At 72.2% G+C, this 15,619-nt stretch carries 12 protein-coding genes; 7 read left to right on the plus strand and 5 right to left on the minus strand.

Going from position 1 to position 15,619, the window contains the following annotated elements:
• From H305_RS44455 to glgB, 3 genes are all read left to right on the plus strand, one after another.
• On the plus strand, positions 1-970 hold a 970-nt coding region (locus H305_RS44455; protein WP_037762455.1), incomplete at its 5' end, for an alpha-glucosidase C-terminal domain-containing protein.
• Positions 971-1,021: 51 nt separating this feature from the next.
• A complete protein-coding gene (locus H305_RS0104625; RefSeq protein ID WP_028799383.1) occupies positions 1,022-2,398 on the plus strand; it encodes a maltokinase N-terminal cap-like domain-containing protein in 1,377 nt (458 codons plus the stop codon).
• Positions 2,399-2,493: 95 nt separating this feature from the next.
• Positions 2,494-4,653, plus strand: a complete 2,160-nt coding sequence (gene glgB, locus H305_RS0104630) for a 1,4-alpha-glucan branching enzyme (RefSeq protein ID WP_028799384.1) — start codon at positions 2,494-2,496, stop codon at positions 4,651-4,653.
• A gap of 39 nt (positions 4,654-4,692) precedes the next feature.
• Here glgB and H305_RS0104635 read toward each other — a convergent pair whose 3' ends face one another.
• Positions 4,693-6,117, minus strand: coding sequence for a M1 family metallopeptidase (locus H305_RS0104635; protein ID WP_028799385.1), 1,425 nt, complete (start codon positions 6,115-6,117; stop codon positions 4,693-4,695).
• Positions 6,118-6,407: 290 nt separating this feature from the next.
• On the opposite strand from H305_RS0104635, the gene H305_RS0104640 reads away from it, so the two are divergent.
• Together H305_RS0104640 and H305_RS0104645 are read left to right on the plus strand one after the other, a co-directional pair.
• A complete protein-coding gene (locus H305_RS0104640; RefSeq protein WP_028799386.1) occupies positions 6,408-7,307 on the plus strand; it encodes a Gfo/Idh/MocA family protein in 900 nt (299 codons plus the stop codon).
• A gap of 135 nt (positions 7,308-7,442) precedes the next feature.
• Positions 7,443-8,426, plus strand: a complete 984-nt coding sequence (locus H305_RS0104645; RefSeq protein ID WP_028799387.1) for an ATP-dependent DNA ligase — start codon at positions 7,443-7,445, stop codon at positions 8,424-8,426.
• A 40-nt stretch (positions 8,427-8,466) separates the two neighbouring features.
• Here H305_RS0104645 and H305_RS0104650 read toward each other — a convergent pair whose 3' ends face one another.
• The 4 genes from H305_RS0104650 to H305_RS0104665 all read right to left on the minus strand — a co-directional run bounded on the left by H305_RS0104650 (position 8,467) and on the right by H305_RS0104665 (position 11,853).
• The gene (locus H305_RS0104650; RefSeq protein ID WP_028799388.1) at positions 8,467-8,835 is read right to left on the minus strand and encodes a DUF6479 family protein; all 369 of its coding nucleotides are present in this window, start codon (positions 8,833-8,835) and stop codon (positions 8,467-8,469) included.
• A gap of 144 nt (positions 8,836-8,979) precedes the next feature.
• Positions 8,980-9,798, minus strand: a complete 819-nt coding sequence (locus H305_RS0104655) for a methyltransferase domain-containing protein (RefSeq protein WP_028799389.1) — start codon at positions 9,796-9,798, stop codon at positions 8,980-8,982.
• A 37-nt stretch (positions 9,799-9,835) separates the two neighbouring features.
• Positions 9,836-11,140: an MFS transporter gene (locus tag H305_RS0104660; protein WP_028799390.1), complete on the minus strand. Its 1,305-nt coding sequence runs from the start codon at positions 11,138-11,140 to the stop codon at positions 9,836-9,838.
• 101 nt (positions 11,141-11,241) lie between these two features.
• Positions 11,242-11,853, minus strand: a complete 612-nt coding sequence (locus H305_RS0104665) for a LysE/ArgO family amino acid transporter (RefSeq protein ID WP_028799391.1) — start codon at positions 11,851-11,853, stop codon at positions 11,242-11,244.
• Positions 11,854-11,919: 66 nt separating this feature from the next.
• Between H305_RS0104665 and H305_RS0104670 the strand changes: the two genes are divergently transcribed.
• Both H305_RS0104670 and H305_RS0104675 read left to right on the plus strand, forming a co-directional pair.
• Positions 11,920-12,834, plus strand: coding sequence for a LysR family transcriptional regulator ArgP (locus H305_RS0104670; protein WP_028799392.1), 915 nt, complete (start codon positions 11,920-11,922; stop codon positions 12,832-12,834).
• 237 nt (positions 12,835-13,071) lie between these two features.
• The gene (locus tag H305_RS0104675; protein ID WP_028799393.1) at positions 13,072-15,612 is read left to right on the plus strand and encodes a SpoIIE family protein phosphatase; all 2,541 of its coding nucleotides are present in this window, start codon (positions 13,072-13,074) and stop codon (positions 15,610-15,612) included.
• Positions 15,613-15,619 lie beyond the last annotated feature (7 nt).

Consider the following 15,619-nt stretch of genomic DNA (forward strand, 5'->3'; position numbering starts at 1 on the left):
CTATCCGGACACGGTGCTGCTGGCGGAGGCGAACCAGTGGCCCGAGGACGTCGTCGACTACTTCGGCGACTTCCCCTCCGGCGGCGACGAATGCCACATGGCCTTCCACTTCCCCGTCATGCCCCGCATCTTCATGGCCGTCCGCCGCGAGTCCCGCTACCCCGTCTCCGAGATCCTCGCCAAGACCCCCGCCATCCCCTCCAACTGCCAGTGGGGCATCTTCCTGCGCAACCACGACGAGCTCACCCTCGAAATGGTCACCGACGAGGAACGCGACTACATGTACGCGGAATACGCCAAGGACCCGCGCATGCGCGCCAACATCGGCATCCGCCGCCGCCTGGCCCCCCTCCTCGACAACGACCGCAACCAGATCGAACTCTTCACCGCCCTGCTCCTCTCCCTGCCCGGCTCACCGATCCTCTACTACGGTGACGAGATCGGCATGGGCGACAACATCTGGCTCGGCGACCGCGACGCGGTACGCACCCCCATGCAGTGGACCCCCGACCGCAACGCCGGCTTCTCCTCCTGCGACCCCGGCCGCCTCTTCCTCCCCACGATCATGGACCCCGTCTACGGCTACCAGGTCACCAACGTCGAGGCCTCCATGTCCTCGCCGTCCTCCCTGCTCCACTGGACCCGCCGCATGATCGAGATCCGCAAACAGAACAAGGCCTTCGGACTCGGCACCTACACCGAACTGCCCTCCTCCAACCCCGCCGTCCTCGCCTTCCTCCGCGAAGCCGACGACGACCTCGTCCTGTGCGTCCACAACTTCTCCCGCTTCGCCCAGCCCACCGAACTCGACCTGCGCGAGTTCAACGGACGCCACCCCGTGGAACTGATCGGCGGAGTGCGATTCCCGGCCATCGGAGAACTCCCCTACTTGCTCACCCTCGCCGGACACGGCTTCTACTGGTTCCGGCTCCGTCCCGGGATGGCCCCCGTCACCGCCAGGCGATCTTGAACGCCCACCGCCGTGCCCAAAGCCCGCCCGCCCCTGAAAGGACGTGTCGCCATGGCGAAGACCGCGCTGCACCGTCCGAGCGGCCATCCCGCTCCGCTGCTGACCTCGCTCGCCGGGCTGCTGCGGGAGTGGCTGCCGCGGCAGCGCTGGTTCGCGGGCAAGGGCAGGCCCGTCACGGATCTGACCCTGGTGTCGTCGACCGAGCTGTACCCCGGGTGTCTGCACCTGCTGGTCCGTACGGAGTTCCTGGACTCCCGCTCCCCCGGGGGTGCCGGCACCCCCCCGGCCGACGACTGCTACCAACTCCTGCTCGGGATACGGAAGGTCGTGCCGCCGCGGCTCGCCCATGCCGTCATCGGCCGGGCGAGCACGGGCCCGCTCTCCGGCCTCATGGTGTACGACGCGCTGCACGACACCCGCACCGCCGGACTGCTGCTGGAGCGCCTGCGCCGGCCCGGCACCGCGGGCCCGCTGCGCTTCGAGCGCGACATACGGGTGACCCTGCCGACCGGTCTCGCTCCCCGACTGCTGGACGCCGAGCAGTCCAACTCGTCCCTGGTGTACGGGGACTCGTTCATCCTGAAGGTGTTCCGCCGCATCCAGCCCGGCATCAACCCGGACCTGGAGGTGCCGTGTGCGCTGGCCCGGCAGGGCTGCACCCGGGTCCCCGCTCCCGCCGCGTGGTTCCGGACCTCGCAGCCGCAGGAGGCGACACTCGGCGTCCTCCAGCCGTTCCTGCCCGGGGCCACCGACGGCTGGAGCCTCGCCCTCGAATCCCTCGCCGCGGACCGCGACTTCACCGACGAGGCCTACGAACTGGGGCGCGCCACCGCCGAGGTGCACCTCGCCCTGGCCTCGGCACTGCCCGTCGACGCACCGAGCCCGCCCCGCAACAGACGTCTCGCGGAGGCGATGCGCGAACGACTCGACGCCGCCGTCCACTCGGTGCCCGAACTCCGGCCGTACGCGCCCGGCCTGCGCTCCGCGTTCGACGCGCTCGCGTCCCTCGACTCGGGCGTCCGGCCCGCGCAGCGGATCCACGGCGACCTCCACCTCGGCCAGGTGCTCCGCGCCGGGCAGCGGTGGTCCGTCATCGACTTCGAGGGCGAGCCGGCCCGCCCGCTCGCCGAGCGCCGCCGCCTCCAGTCCCCCGTTCGCGACGTCGCGGGAATGCTGCGATCCTTCGACTACGCCGCCCGGTCCCGCCAGCCCTGGCGGCCCGAGTGGGCGGAACGCTGCCGCGAGGCCTATTGCGCGGGCTACGCCGCCGAGGCGGAGTGGGATCCCCGCGAGGAACCCGACCTGCTCCGCGCCTACGAGACGGACCGAGCCGTGTACGAGGTGCTGTACGAGGCGCGACACCGCCCCGACTGGCTGCCCGTGCCGATGGCCGCGGTCGGCCGCCTCGCCTCTGCCGAGGTCCGATGACCAGTTGCCCAACCCGTTCCCCTTCCCCCGAGGAGGCTGAAGCCGTGACAGCCCGCATCGCAACGGCCGGCGTACGGCCGGCCGCTTCCGCCCCGATGGACGCGCCGGACCGCGCGCGTCTGCTGTCGGGTGCCCACCACGACCCGCACGCACTGCTGGGCGCGCATCTCGTCCCGGACGGCGTCGTGTTCCGTGCACTGCGCCCGTTCGCGCAGTCCGTGGCCGTGATGGTGGACGGGCTGCGCACCGAACTGGAGAACACGGGCGACGGGATCTTCTCGGGCGTCCTGCCGCTCGACACGATCCCCGCCTACACGCTGTCGGTGACGTACGACGGCACCCCGTTCGAGACCCAGGACCCCTACCGCTTCCTGCCCACGCTGGGCGAACTCGACCTGCACCTCATCAGCGAGGGCCGGCACGAGGAATTGTGGCGGGCCCTCGGCGCGCACCCCATGACGGTCGACGGTGTCAGCGGCACCCGCTTCACCGTGTGGGCGCCGAACGCCCAGGGGGTCAGGGTCTGCGGCGACTTCTGCCACTGGGACACCAACGCCGGCTTCCCGATGCGGTCGCTCGGCTCCAGCGGGATCTGGGAGGTGTTCCTCCCCGGTATGGGCGAAGGCACCCGGTACAAGTTCGACATCACCCGCCCGGACGGGACCCGCACCCTGCGCGCGGACCCGATGGCCCGGCGCACCGAGACACCCCCCGCCACGGCCTCCATCGTGACGGAGTCGGACTACGAGTGGAACGACGCCGAGTGGATGGCGGGGCGGGCGAAGTGCCCGGTGCATGTGGCGCCGTTCTCCGTGTACGAGGTGCACCTGCCGTCCTGGCGCGCGGGCCTCACCTACCGCCAGCTCGCCGAGCAGCTCCCCGCCTACATATCGGACCTGGGCTTCAGCCACGTGCAGTTCATGCCGCTCGCCGAGCACCCGTTCGGCGGATCGTGGGGCTACCAGGTGACCGGCTTCTACGCCCCCACCGCACGCCTGGGCACCCCCGACGACTTCAAGTACCTCGTCGACGCCCTGCACCGCGCGGGCATCGGCGTCCTGATGGACTGGGTGCCCGCGCACTTCCCCCGCGACGACTGGGCCCTCGCCGAATTCGACGGAACCGCGCTCTACGAGCACGCCGACCCACGGCGCGCCGCCCACCCCGACTGGGGCACCCTCGAGTTCGACTACGGGCGGCACGAGGTCCGCAACTTCCTCGTGGCCAACGCCGTGTACTGGTGCGAGGAGTTCCACATCGACGGCCTGCGCGTCGACGCGGTCGCCTCCATGCTCTACCTCGACTACTCCCGCGAACCCGGACAGTGGGTCCCCAACGAGCACGGCGGACGCGAAGACCTCGACGCGGTCGCCTTCCTCCAGGAGATGAACGCCACCGTCTACCGCCGCAACCCCGGCGTCGTCACCATCGCCGAGGAGTCGACCGCCTGGGAAGGCGTCACCCGGCCGACGTCCGACGGCGGTCTCGGGTTCGGGCTGAAGTGGAACATGGGCTGGATGCACGACTCGCTGGAGTACATCCAGCGCGAACCGATCCACCGCAAGTACCACCACAACGAGATGACCTTCTCGATGGTGTACGCCTACAGCGAGAATTACGTCCTGCCCATCTCGCACGACGAGGTCGTGCACGGCAAGGGCTCACTGGTCTCCAAGATGCCCGGAGACTGGTGGCAGCAGCGTGCCACCGTGCGCGCCTACCTCGGCTTCATGTGGGCCCACCCCGGCAAGCAACTCCTCTTCATGGGGCAAGAGTTCGCCCAAGGCGCCGAATGGTCCGAGGCGCACGGACCCGACTGGTGGCTCCTCGACCCCGCCTACGCCGCCGAACCCGACCACCGCGGCGTCCGCGACCTCGTCCGCGAGCTCAACACGGTCCACCGGCGTGAGCCCGCGCTGTGGCAGCGCGACACCGAGCCCTCCGGGTTCAGCTGGATCACCACCGACGCGGCGGACGACAACGTGCTCGCCTTCGTCCGGTACGACGCCGACGGCACCCCCCTGCTCGCCGTCTCGCACTTCTCCCCCGCCGTGCGGCACGGCTACCGCATCGGCGTCCCCGAGGACATCCCTGCCTGGCAGGAGATCCTCAACACCGACCACACCCGCTACGGCGGCAGCGGCATCCACGTCTCCCACCCCGTCAAGACGGAGTCCGAGCCGTCACACGGACGTCCCACCAGCATCGAGCTGACCCTGCCGCCCCTCGCCACCGTCTGGCTCCGCCCCGCCTGAGGGCCGCCCCGCGGAGCGGAGCCGCTGTCGCGGTGCGGCTCAGGGCGAGGACGGCTTGCCCGCGGTCTCCAGCCAGGTGCGGAACAGGTGCCCGAGGTCCTTGCCGGACTCCCGCTCGCACAGGCGGACGAACTGGGCCGTGGTGCCGTGACCGTCACGGTGCCCGGCGGCCCAGTTCCGCAGGATGCGGAAGAAGGCACGGTCACCGACGGCGGTGCGCACCTTGTGCAGGGTCATGGCACCGCGCGCGTACACGGGCGTGTCGAAGATGTGCGCGCCGCTGCCGGGGTCGCCGGGCGGGAACGCCCACAGATCGCTGTTCGCGGGACTGGCGTACAGGGAGTCGAACGTCTTCTGCGCGCTCCCGCCGCCGTGCTGCTCGGTGTAGAGCCACTCGGCGTACGTCGCGAAGCCCTCGTTGAGCCAGATGTCCTTCCACCGGGTGAGGGAGACCGAGTCCCCGAACCACTGATGGGCGCTCTCGTGGACGAGGGTGCCCAGGTCGGGCGCGGAGTCGTACACGGGCCGCGTCTGGGTCTCCAGCGCGTAGCCGACCTGGGGTGCCCGGTCGACGATGGCGCCGGCGGCGCGGAACGGGTAGCGCCCGAACACCTCGCTCTCCCAGGCAAGCACCGACGGCAGCTTCTTCAGGACCGGCGCGGCGGCGGTCGCCTCACGCGGGTCGACCGCGTTGTAGACCCTGAGCCCGTCCCGGGTGGTGTACTGCTCGACCTCGAACTTCCCCACGGTCGCCGTCGCCAGGTAGGCGGCCATCGGTTCGGACTGCCGCCAGCGGAAGGTCGTCCGGTCGTGGGAGGTGCGCCGCCCGCGCAGGAGGCCGTTCGCGACGGCGGTGTAGCCCTTCGGGACGGTGAGGGTGAAGTCGTAGGACGCCTTGTCCGTGGGGTGGCTGTTCGCGGGGTACCAGGTCATGGCCCCCTGGGGCTCGCCGGCCACGAACGCGCCGTCGTCGGTGGGGATCCAGCCGTCGAGGGAGCCGTCGGGGTCGGTGACCGGCTTCGGTGTACCGGAGTAGGTGACGGTCACCTTGAACTCCTGCCCCTCGCACAGGGCGCGCCGGGGTGTGACGACGAGTTCCTGACCGGCGCGGCTGAACGCGGCCTTGACGTGGTCGACGGTGACGCCTGTGACCTTCAGCCCTTTGAGGTCGAGGTCGAAGCGGGTCAGGCGCTGTGTCGCACGGGCGGTGACGACCGCCTTGCCCTCCAGGTGACGGCTGTGCGGGTCGTAGCCGAGGGTCAGGTCGTAGTGACGGACGTCATAGCCGCCGTTGCCCGCGAGGGGAAAGTACGGATCTCCGGCGCCGGCCGGGCCGGCGGTCCCCGCGGCGGCCGGGCCGGCCGCGGCGAGCAGGGCCGCCACGGCGACGGGGACGGTGGCGACAACGGCTTCCCGGCGAAGGACTGTTGAGCGTCTTGCGGCCTGCTGCGGGCGTGGCGTCACGTTCGCTCCTTCGGGTCGACGGTGATCACTCGCGCGCACAGCCTATGAGGCTCCTCGGCCGGTATCCCCCTCGATCAGGTCAAGTTACGGGCGGGCGGAGGGGTGCCGGGTGCGGAGGTCGCGGCCCCGGCGACGGCCGGGTCTGGCCGGAGTGCGGGACGGCGTGGTGAAGTGTGCTGGTCCGGCGGTTCGACGGCCCTGGTCCTGACGGGTCGTCGGCTCGTCGGACGACCCGCACCCGCACCGCATTGCACAGCACAGCGCAGCACAGCACAGCTAAGGAGCTCCTCGTGACCGTAAACGCGCACGACTGGCCGCACGCACCCGTCTCGGTCGGGCTGGTCGGCGCGGGGCCATGGGCACGCATGGTCCACGCGCGCGTGCTGGCCGCCGGGCCCGAGACGCGACTGACGTCGGTGTGGGCCCGGCGTCCCGAGGCCGCGCGGGAGACGGCCGCACCCTACGGGGCCGCCGTGGCGGGGACGTTCGAGGAGCTGCTCGACACCTGCGAGGCCGTCGCCTTCTCCGTCCCGCCCGACGTGCAGGCGGAACTGGCTCCGAAGGCGGCGAAGGCGGGCAAGGCCCTGCTGCTGGAGAAGCCCCTGGCCCTCGATCTGCCCGCGGCGCGGGAGCTCGTGGACACCATCGAAAGCGCGGGAGTCGTCTCCCAGCTCGTCCTGTCGAACCGCTACCACCCGGAGACCCGGCGGTTCCTGGCGAAGGCCCAGAAGCTGGACGTCTCCGGGGCGAGGTCGTGCTGTGTGGGCGGCGCCTTCCTGGGCGGGGACTTCGCGACCCCGTGGCGCCTGGAACACGGGGCGCTGCTGGACATCGGTCCGCACATGCTCGATCTGCTGGACGCGGCCCTCGGTCCCGTCCTCCGCGTGCGAGCCACCGGGGACCCCCGCCGGTGGGTCGAGCTCACCTGCGAACACGAAGGCGGCGCGGTCAGCCAGGCCTCGCTGTCCGGTTCGGTCGAGGTCGAGCGCGGCATCACACGGATCGAACTGTTCGGCCGGCATCCCGAACTGGTCTTCGACGGCTCGGCGCTCGACCACGAGGAGTCCTGGCCCGTGCTGCGCCGCGAGTTCGCCACGGCCGTACGGACGGGACGGTCCGGCGAACTCGACGCGCACCGCGGGCTGCGTCTCCAGACCCTGATGGCACAAGCCCTGGAGCAGGTCCGGTAGCGGAAGCCGACGGCACGGCCGGCCGGCGGCACCGTCCCGAGACCGGCGGGCACGGGAGGCGGAGGAGGGCCGCCGTTCAGGCGAAACGGCCGCCGCCCGAGCGTGCGCCGCGCGAGGCCTGTCGAGAACACAGCTGTGAGACTGCCGCTGATCGCTCCCATGCTCGCCACGCCCGGCACGCTCCCACCCAGGGGCCAGGACATGCGCTGGGCGTACGAGACGAAGCAGGACGGCCAGCGCGCCGTGGTCTATCTGCCCGGGGACGGCAGTCTGGTGCTGCGTGCCCGGTCCGGTGAGGACATCACCGCCGCGTACCCGGAGCTGCGTCCGCTGGGTGACGCTCTGGGGAGGACACCGGCGATCCTGGACGGCGAGATCCTCGTCCTGGACGAGCGCGGGCGTGGCGACTTCCAGCTGCTCCAGTCCCGTATGGGGCTCGCCGGATCACCGGGCAAGGCGGCTCGCCGTGCCGCGCAGGCCCCCGCGCACCTCGTGCTGTTCGACGTCATGCACCTCGCGGGGGACCTGACCCGGCTGCGCTACGCGCGACGGCGCGAGGAACTGGAGGGGCTCGCTCTCGCCGGACCGTTCTGGTCGACGCCGGTCGCGCTCGTCGGCCACGGCGAGGCGGCCCTGCGGGCGACTCGGGAGAGTGGTCTGGAGGGGCTGGTGTGCAAGCGGCTGGACTCCGTGTACGAGCCCGGGGTGCGCTCACGCTCCTGGATCAAGATCCGCAACATGAGGACCGAGGACGTCCTCGTCGGCGGCTGGGCTCCGGGCAAGGGGCGGTTGGCCGGGCTTCCCGGTGCCGTGCTGGTGGGACAGCGCGACGCGGAGGGCGCGTTGCGCTACGTGGGGAGCGTGGGGACCGGCTGGAACGAGACGGAGCGCGCCGAGCTGGCCCGGCTGCTGCGGGCCGCCGCGACGGACCGGTGCCCCTTCACGCCGGTGCCGCGGGCGGCCGGGGCGCACTGGGTGCTGCCGCGGCTGGTGGGCGAGGTCCGCTACAGCACCCGCACCCGGGCCGGTCTGCTGCGGCAGCCGTCCTGGCTGCGGCTGCGCCCCGACCTGGCTCCGGAGGACTCGGCGGCCGACCTCCCTCATGACAAACGGACATGACCGCCCGACAGGGCGGTCATGTCCACTGCGGGTGGCCCGTTCAGGTCCTGCCGGGGCCGCCGCTTCCGAAGGAACCGCTGGATCCGGGAACCCAGCGTTTGCGATGCTGATCGTCGGCGTGTTTGCTGCCCGCGGCGTGGAGGTTGTACGGCATCAGCCGTTCGCTCTCGTCCACGGCGTGCGGGACCTCGTCGGGTTCCCGCATCTCCCGGATCTCGTGGATCGCCCCCTCGGCGGGCAGTTTGGGCTGCTCCTCGGGGGTGGGCGGGTCCAGCTCCTCGCGCCGCACGCTGATGCCCAACCGGACGGCCCAGACAAGCGCACCTGCGATGACGAGACCACCCACGAAGGCGGCGACCGCGTTCACCGCGGAACTGGCTGCGATCACTTCATAGGTCGCGGTGTTCATGTTGCTCGTGTACCCCCAATGCCAGGGGAAACTGCGGTACCTCCGTCAGCGACGGTCATACCATTGTATTCCGGTTCGATTCGGACGATATGCCCATTCAAACCGGACACGATGACCACCGCTCGCTCCGGTACGCCGACCGGGTCACCCGGGGCGGTGCGCCACCGCCCCGAACATGGTCACGGACATGTGCAGGGCCCCCTGCGCGGCGGCCTCGGTGAGGTCCTCGTACAGGCGGTCGCGCCGCGCCTCGGTGACGAGGCCGCGGCGTACGGCGGACTCGCCCAGCATGCGGATCAGCGGCCAGGCGACCGTGGTGTGGTCCTGGAGCAGCGCCTGCGAACCCCGGTCGTCGACCACCAGCCCGGCCGCCGCCAGCCGGCCCACGAGTTTGCGTCCCGAGTACGGGTCGGCCGCCGCCGAGAGCGCGCCGGAGGTGACGGCCGCGACGGTCTCCGGGTCCCCCGGGTGCAGGATCGTGGTCGCCCAGTCGGTGTCGAGCAGGGCCACCCGTCCGCCGGGACGCAGGACACGGGCGATCTCGACGACGGCCTTCTCCGGTTCGAGGAGATGCTGGAGCACGCGCTCGCACCACACCACGTCGATCGAGGCGTCGGGCACGGGCAGGGAGAGCGCGTCGCCGTCCATGAAGCGGGCCCGGCCGCCCGGTTCCGTGCGCTGCTCGGCCACGGCGCGCAGCCCCGGGTTGGGCTCGATGCCGAGTGCCGCGCCGCCGGGCGCCGCCGCGGCCGCCAGGTGCCGGGTCTGCGAACCGGTGCCGGAGCCGATGTCGAGCGCCCGCTCCCCCGGCCGTACGTCCAGTGCCGTGTGCGCCCAGGCGCGCAGTCGGCGGACGCCGTCATTGGCGTCCTGCGCGTCGAGCGCCCCCACCAGCCGGTCGACGCCCGACGAGGCACCGATGTTCGGCGCGTGGAACTGCGATGTAGGTCGTGTCGCCCCCATGGCGATCACTCTAGAGCCACCCCGGCCCCCTGGGGCGTCAGATCGTGTAACGCCTCAGGGCAGGGGTCGCGGCCGCCAGGCCCAGCACGGCGGCGATCACCAGGAGACCGCCGCCCGCGACCGCGGCACGCGGTCCGAAGAGCGAGCCGGCCGTGCCGTGCAGGACGTCGGCCAGACGCGGCCCGCCCACGACGACGACCGTGAAGACGCCCTGCATCCGCCCGCGCATCTCGTCGGTCGCGGCCGACAGCAGGATCGCGCCGCGGAACACCATGGAGACCATGTCGGCGGCCCCGGCCGCGGCGAGGAACGCCACCGCCACCCACAGACTGGTGCTGAGTCCGAAGCCGGTGATGGCGGCTCCCCAGGCCGCGACCGCGACGATGACCATGAGGCCGTGCCGCCGGGCGCGCGAGAAGGTGCCCGACATCAGGCCCCCGATCACGGCGCCGATGGGGATCGCCGCGAACAGCAGGCCGAGCGCGAGCCCTTCGCCGTAGGGCGCGTAGGTCTGCGCGGCGAGTTCCGGGAACAGCGCGCGGGGCATGCCGAAGACCATGGCGATGATGTCGGCGAGGAAGGACAGCAACAGCACCTTGTGGACGGAGATGTAGCGGAACCCGGCGGCCACCTCGCGCCATCCCGCCCGCTTGGACGCCCCGTCGGTCAGGGGCGGCAGGGCGGGCAGTCGCACCACCGCCCACACGGTGACGGACAGGGCGAGGGCGTCGATCAGGTAGAGCTCGGGCAGGCCGATGACGGGGATGAGCGCGCCGGCGAGCAGCGGCCCGGCCACCAGGCCGGTCTGCATGACGGTGGAGCCGAGCGCGTTGGCCGCGGGCAGTTCCTCCGCCGGGACCAGCCGGGCGATGGAGGCGTTGCGCGCCGGGGAGTTCAGACCGAAGAACGCCTGCTGGAGGGCGAGCAGCACCATCAGGACGAGTACGGAGTCGAGTCCGCTGACCGCCTGTGCCCAGAACAGCAGTGAGGTGACGGCTATGCCGGTGTTGGTGACGAGGAGGAGCTTGCGCCGGTCCATGCTGTCCGCAATGGCGCCGCCCCACAGCGCGAAGACCACCAGCGGCAGCAGGCCGGCGAGGCTGGCGTAGCCCACCCAGGCCGAGGAGCCGGTGATGTCGTAGATCTGCTTGGGCACGGCGACCGCGGTGAGCTGGCTGCCCACCGCCGTGACGATGGTCGAGGACCAGAGCCGGCGGTAGGCGGGGCGGCGCAGCGGCCGGGTGTCCATGGTCCACCGGCGCCACCCGCGCCGGTTCGGCGGCGGTGGGGCCTCGTCGTGTGTCCCGGGGCCGCTGTCCTTGCTGCTCTCGCTCGTGTCCACACTCGTCCTGATTGCTCGATACATCTTTCGCTTCAGGGATCACTATGGCCGAGCGGGAACGGTTCGTTTCCTCCGGGGGACGGAACGTTGTGGAGCCGACCTCACGCCCCGACGATCAGGAGGCCACCGGTGGCGATCATCGTCGTGGCGACCAGGCCGTCCAGCACGCGCCACGACGCGGGCCGGGCCAGCCACCGGCCGAGCAGCCGGGCGCCGAAGCCGAGCGCGACGAACCAGCACAGGCTCGCCGTCGCCGCGCCCAGCCCGAACGTCCAGCGCAGCGGCCCGCGGTCGGCCGCGATGGAGCCGAGCAGGAACACGGTGTCGAGGTAGACGTGCGGGTTGAGCCAGGTCAGCGCCAGGCAGGTGAGCACGGCACGCCGTCGTGAGTCCGCCGGCGCGGCCGACGGCGTCAGGGCCGACGGCCGCAGTGCCCTGCGTGCGGCGAGGAACCCGTACACGAGGAGAAAGCCGCCGCCGATCAGCCCGACCGCGGTGAGGGCGGCGGGCCACGCCACGACCGCCGCGCCGACGCCTCCGACGCCCAGAGCGATGAGGACGGCGTCGGACAGCGCGCAGATGGCCACTACGGCGAGGACCGCGTCGCGGCGGATTCCCTGGCGCAGGACGAACGCGTTCTGGGCTCCGATGGCGACGATGAGCGAGAGACCGGTGCAGAAACCAGCGGTCGCTGCGGTGAGAGCGGCTGTCATGCCGTCGACGTTATGGAGCACGTCGGCGGGAGTACAGCTAAAGATTCTTACGTAACATTAGCGATCGTGATGACAGATCTGCCCGCGGACCAGGTGCGCACACTGCTCGCCGTGGTCGACGAGGGCACCTTCGACGCGGCGGCGGCGGCGCTCCATGTGACTCCGTCGGCGGTCAGCCAGCGCGTCAAGGCGCTCGAACAGCGCACCGGCCGGGTGCTGCTGTTGCGGTCGAAGCCGGTGCGGCCCACGGAGTCCGGCGAGGTCGTCGTGCGTTTCGCGCGTCAGCTCGCCCGGCTGGAGCGCGACGCGCACGCGGCGCTCGGCATGGCCGGCCCCGGAGAGCCCACGCGCGTGTCGATCGCGGTGAACTCCGACTCACTGGCCACCTGGTTCCTCCCGGCGCTCACCCGGGTGCCCGAGAACCTCCGCCTCTGCTTCGAGCTGCGCCGCGAGGACCAGGATCACACGGCCACGCTGCTGCGTGAGGGGCTGGTCATGGCGGCCGTGACCTCCTCGCCGGACCCCGTGACGGGCTGTTCCGTGCGGGCCCTGGGCCGGATGCGCTATCTGCCGGTCGCGAGCCCCGGTCTCGCCGAGCGGTGGGCGGGGGCGAGGACGCCGCTGCGTGACGTGATCGCAGACATGCCCCTGGTGGTGTTCGACCGCAACGACGGCCTCCAGGACGAGTTCGTGCGCGCCCTGCGAGGAGGCGGTGCCGCGAGTGCGCTGCGGCACTTCATGCCCACGTCGGAGGGGTTCGTGGACGCCGTCGTGGCCGGGATGGGCTGGGGCATAGTGCCCGAGGCGCAGGCCGGACCACTGCTGCGTGCCGGGCGGCTGGTCCGACTGGCGCCGCGCCGCATCGTCGACGTCCCCTTGTACTGGCAGCAGTGGAAGCTGGACTCCCCCGCGCTGGCGTCGGTGGCCGACGCCGTCGCCGCCGTCGCGGCCGAGACCCTCGTCACGCGGGACGGTTCTTGAATCACCGCGGGACGGTTCGATGATCACCGCGGGTCGGTTCCTCAATCACAAGGTGCCGGACGGCTCCTGAACATCCCGGTGAGCCGGTATGTTCGCGCTGGGCACGACCGGGCGCGCCCCTGACAAGGGGTGGCGCACGGCCCTGCCCCGTACGGGCGCCGAGGTGCGGTCAGGGGCCTCGAAGGCGCATTCTTGCTGTGGTACCCCACCTGAGGGTGGGCGGACGAGGGCAGACCGATGACTGGGAGCGCCGAGCGTGAGGTCCAGGCGCTGGAGAACCTGGATGCCCTGCTCAGCGGGGCCGTGACGGATGCGATCCGTGCGGCTCGCGGCTTCGCGGGGGGCGTCTATCTGCGTTCGAGCACGCCGGGCCTGCTGCGGCTCGCCGTGCTCGCGGGTCTGCCCGGCCCGCTGTTCCGGCCCTGGTGGCGCATGGACGTGCACCGGCCCTTCCCCGTCGCCGACGCCCATCGGCTCGGCGTGGAGGTCCTCCTGACGGACGCGACCGAGACCATGCGCCGCTATCCCCAGCTCGCGGCGGGCCTGCCGTTCCCGTTCGGGTCGCTGTACGTCCCGGTGGTGGGGGCCTCGACGTCGTACGGCGTGCTCACGGTGCTGCGGCCGTCGGCCTCGGACGCCACCGAGGTGCTGCCGGACCGGGACCGGATGACGGCGGTGGCGGCGGAACTGGGCACGGCGCTGGCCGCGTTGGACAAGGACGGGCCCGGTGTCCGGTGGGACGGGGAGCCGATGTGCACGCGGCCGCCGGCCGACGGTCCCACGGCGCGCTGCGTCGGGCGGTTCACCTGGGACCCGGTCGGTGGCGGCGTCATCGCGGACGACGGTCTGTGGGCCCTGCTCGGCAGCGACCACGCGGGATCCACCGGAACGTCGGAGGCCCTCGCCGCGGCCGTCGCCCCCGATGAACCCCTCCTGCTCATGGCCGCCCTGCGCGAGACCGCCGCAGGGCACCCGCCGCACCACCCGATACCGCTGTGCACCGCGGACGGCGAGGTGCGGGTGGTGGAGCTGTGGTCATCGGGGCCGGGCCCGCTCCCGCCCTACCGGGTGAGCGGCGTCGTCGTCGAACCGGGCCCGGGCCCGGCGGCGGACCAGGCGGCGGACCTGCTGCCGGAGGCCGTCTTCGCGCTCGACCGGCTCGGGCTCATCATCTACGCCAACGAACGCGCGGCCGAGCTGCTCGGGCGTCCGCGGACGGAACTGCTCGGACGGTCGCTGTGGCAGGCGGTGCCGTGGCTGGACCGCCCCGTGTACGAGGACCATCTGCGCGGGGCGCTGCTGTCACCGGACCCGGTGCAGTTCCAGGTGCGGATCCCGCACGGGCGCCGCGAGGGCGCGCCGGGACACGGCGCAGGCGCCTGGCTGACGCTCTCCGTGTTCCCCGGCCCGGCCAGCCTCACCTGCCGACTCGTGCCGGTGGGACGTGTCGCCGAGACCGCCGAGGCCGCCCCGCTCGACCCGGCCTCGGTGACCGCCGGCCGGGACACGGACGAAGAGCCGGGCAGTGGCGTCCCGACGACGGCGCCGCTGTACCGGCCCATCGTCCTCGCCATCGCGCTGACCGAGGCCGTGACGGCCCGCCAGGTGTCCGAGGTGGTGATGCGGGAGCTGCTGCCCGCCTTCGGCGGCCGTCGTCTCGCCATCTATCTCCTCCAGGAACGGCGTCTGTACCTGGCCTGGGAGACGGGCTTCCCGCAGGGGTTCCTCGCCCCGTTCGACGGGGTGGGTCTGGACGCGAGACTGCCCGGCGTGGAGACCCTCACCCACGGCCGCGCACTCTTCTTCGAGTCGATGGACCAACTGGCCGCGGCCTATCCGGGCATCCCGCTGGACGCCGTGGAGGGGGCGCGCGCGTTTCTGCCGCTGATCGCCTCGGGACGCCCGGTGGGTTCGTGCATCCTCGGCTTCGACCGCTCCCGTGGCTTCGGCGTGGAGGAGCGTACGGTGCTGACCGCGCTCGCCGGGCTGATCGCGCAGGCCATGGAGCGGGCCCGGCGCTACGACAACGAAGCCGCCCTGGCACGGGGGCTCCAGGAGGCCCTGCTGCCGCACCGGCTGTCGGCGCATCCCCTGGTGGAGACGTCCGGCCGCTATCTGCCCGGCACCGTGGGCATGGACGTGGGCGGCGACTGGTACGACGTCGTCGAGGCGGGCGACGGACTCGCCCTCGTCATCGGTGACGTGCAGGGGCACGGTGTGCAGGCGGCGGCCACCATGGGACAGCTGCGCAGCGCGGTCCGGGCCTTCGCGCTCGGCGACCGGTCGCCGGACGAGGTGATGAGCGGTACCAACAGGCTGCTCATCGACCTCGACCCGGGCCAGTTCGCCAGTTGCTGCTATGTGCGGGTGGACCCGGTGACGGGCCTCGCCCGTGCGGCGCGGGCAGGCCATCCGCCGCCACTGCTGCGTCATCCCGGCGGGCGCACCGAGGTACTGGACCTGCCCGGTGGTGTGGTGCTCGGCGTGGACCCGCGGGCCCACTACCCGGTGACGGAGCTGCGGCTTGAGCCCGAGGCGATACTCGCCCTGTACACCGACGGGCTGGTCGAGCGGCCCGGCACGGACATCGACGACGGCATCGAGGCGCTGCGGACGATCCTGTCCCGCGCGGGCACGCCGCGCGGAAAGCCGGGTGGCTCCTCGCTCTCCCGGGCCGCCGACCTGCTCACCGCGCCCGCCCGGCAGGCCGGCGAACGCCCGGACGACATCGCGCTGCTCCTCACCACGCTCAGGTCCCCGCAGGACGGGCCCGGATAGGCCGCTG

The organism is Streptomyces sp. 142MFCol3.1 (assembly GCF_000424945.1).
Taxonomy (GTDB): Bacteria; Actinomycetota; Actinomycetes; order Streptomycetales; family Streptomycetaceae; genus Streptomyces; species Streptomyces siamensis.

Bases quoted from the DNA above. Each gene is read 5' to 3' on its own strand.
- H305_RS0104625 (WP_028799383.1), top strand. From the start codon at position 1,022: ATGGCGAAGACCGCGCTGCACCGTCCGAGCGGCCATCCCGCTCCGCTG.
- glgB (WP_028799384.1), top strand. From the start codon at position 2,494: ATGGACGCGCCGGACCGCGCGCGTCTGCTGTCGGGTGCCCACCACGAC.
- H305_RS0104650 (WP_028799388.1), bottom strand. From the start codon at position 8,835: ATGAACACCGCGACCTATGAAGTGATCGCAGCCAGTTCCGCGGTGAAC.
- H305_RS0104655 (WP_028799389.1), bottom strand. From the start codon at position 9,798: ATGGGGGCGACACGACCTACATCGCAGTTCCACGCGCCGAACATCGGT.
- H305_RS0104665 (WP_028799391.1), bottom strand. From the start codon at position 11,853: ATGACAGCCGCTCTCACCGCAGCGACCGCTGGTTTCTGCACCGGTCTC.
- H305_RS0104675 (WP_028799393.1), top strand. From the start codon at position 13,072: ATGACTGGGAGCGCCGAGCGTGAGGTCCAGGCGCTGGAGAACCTGGAT.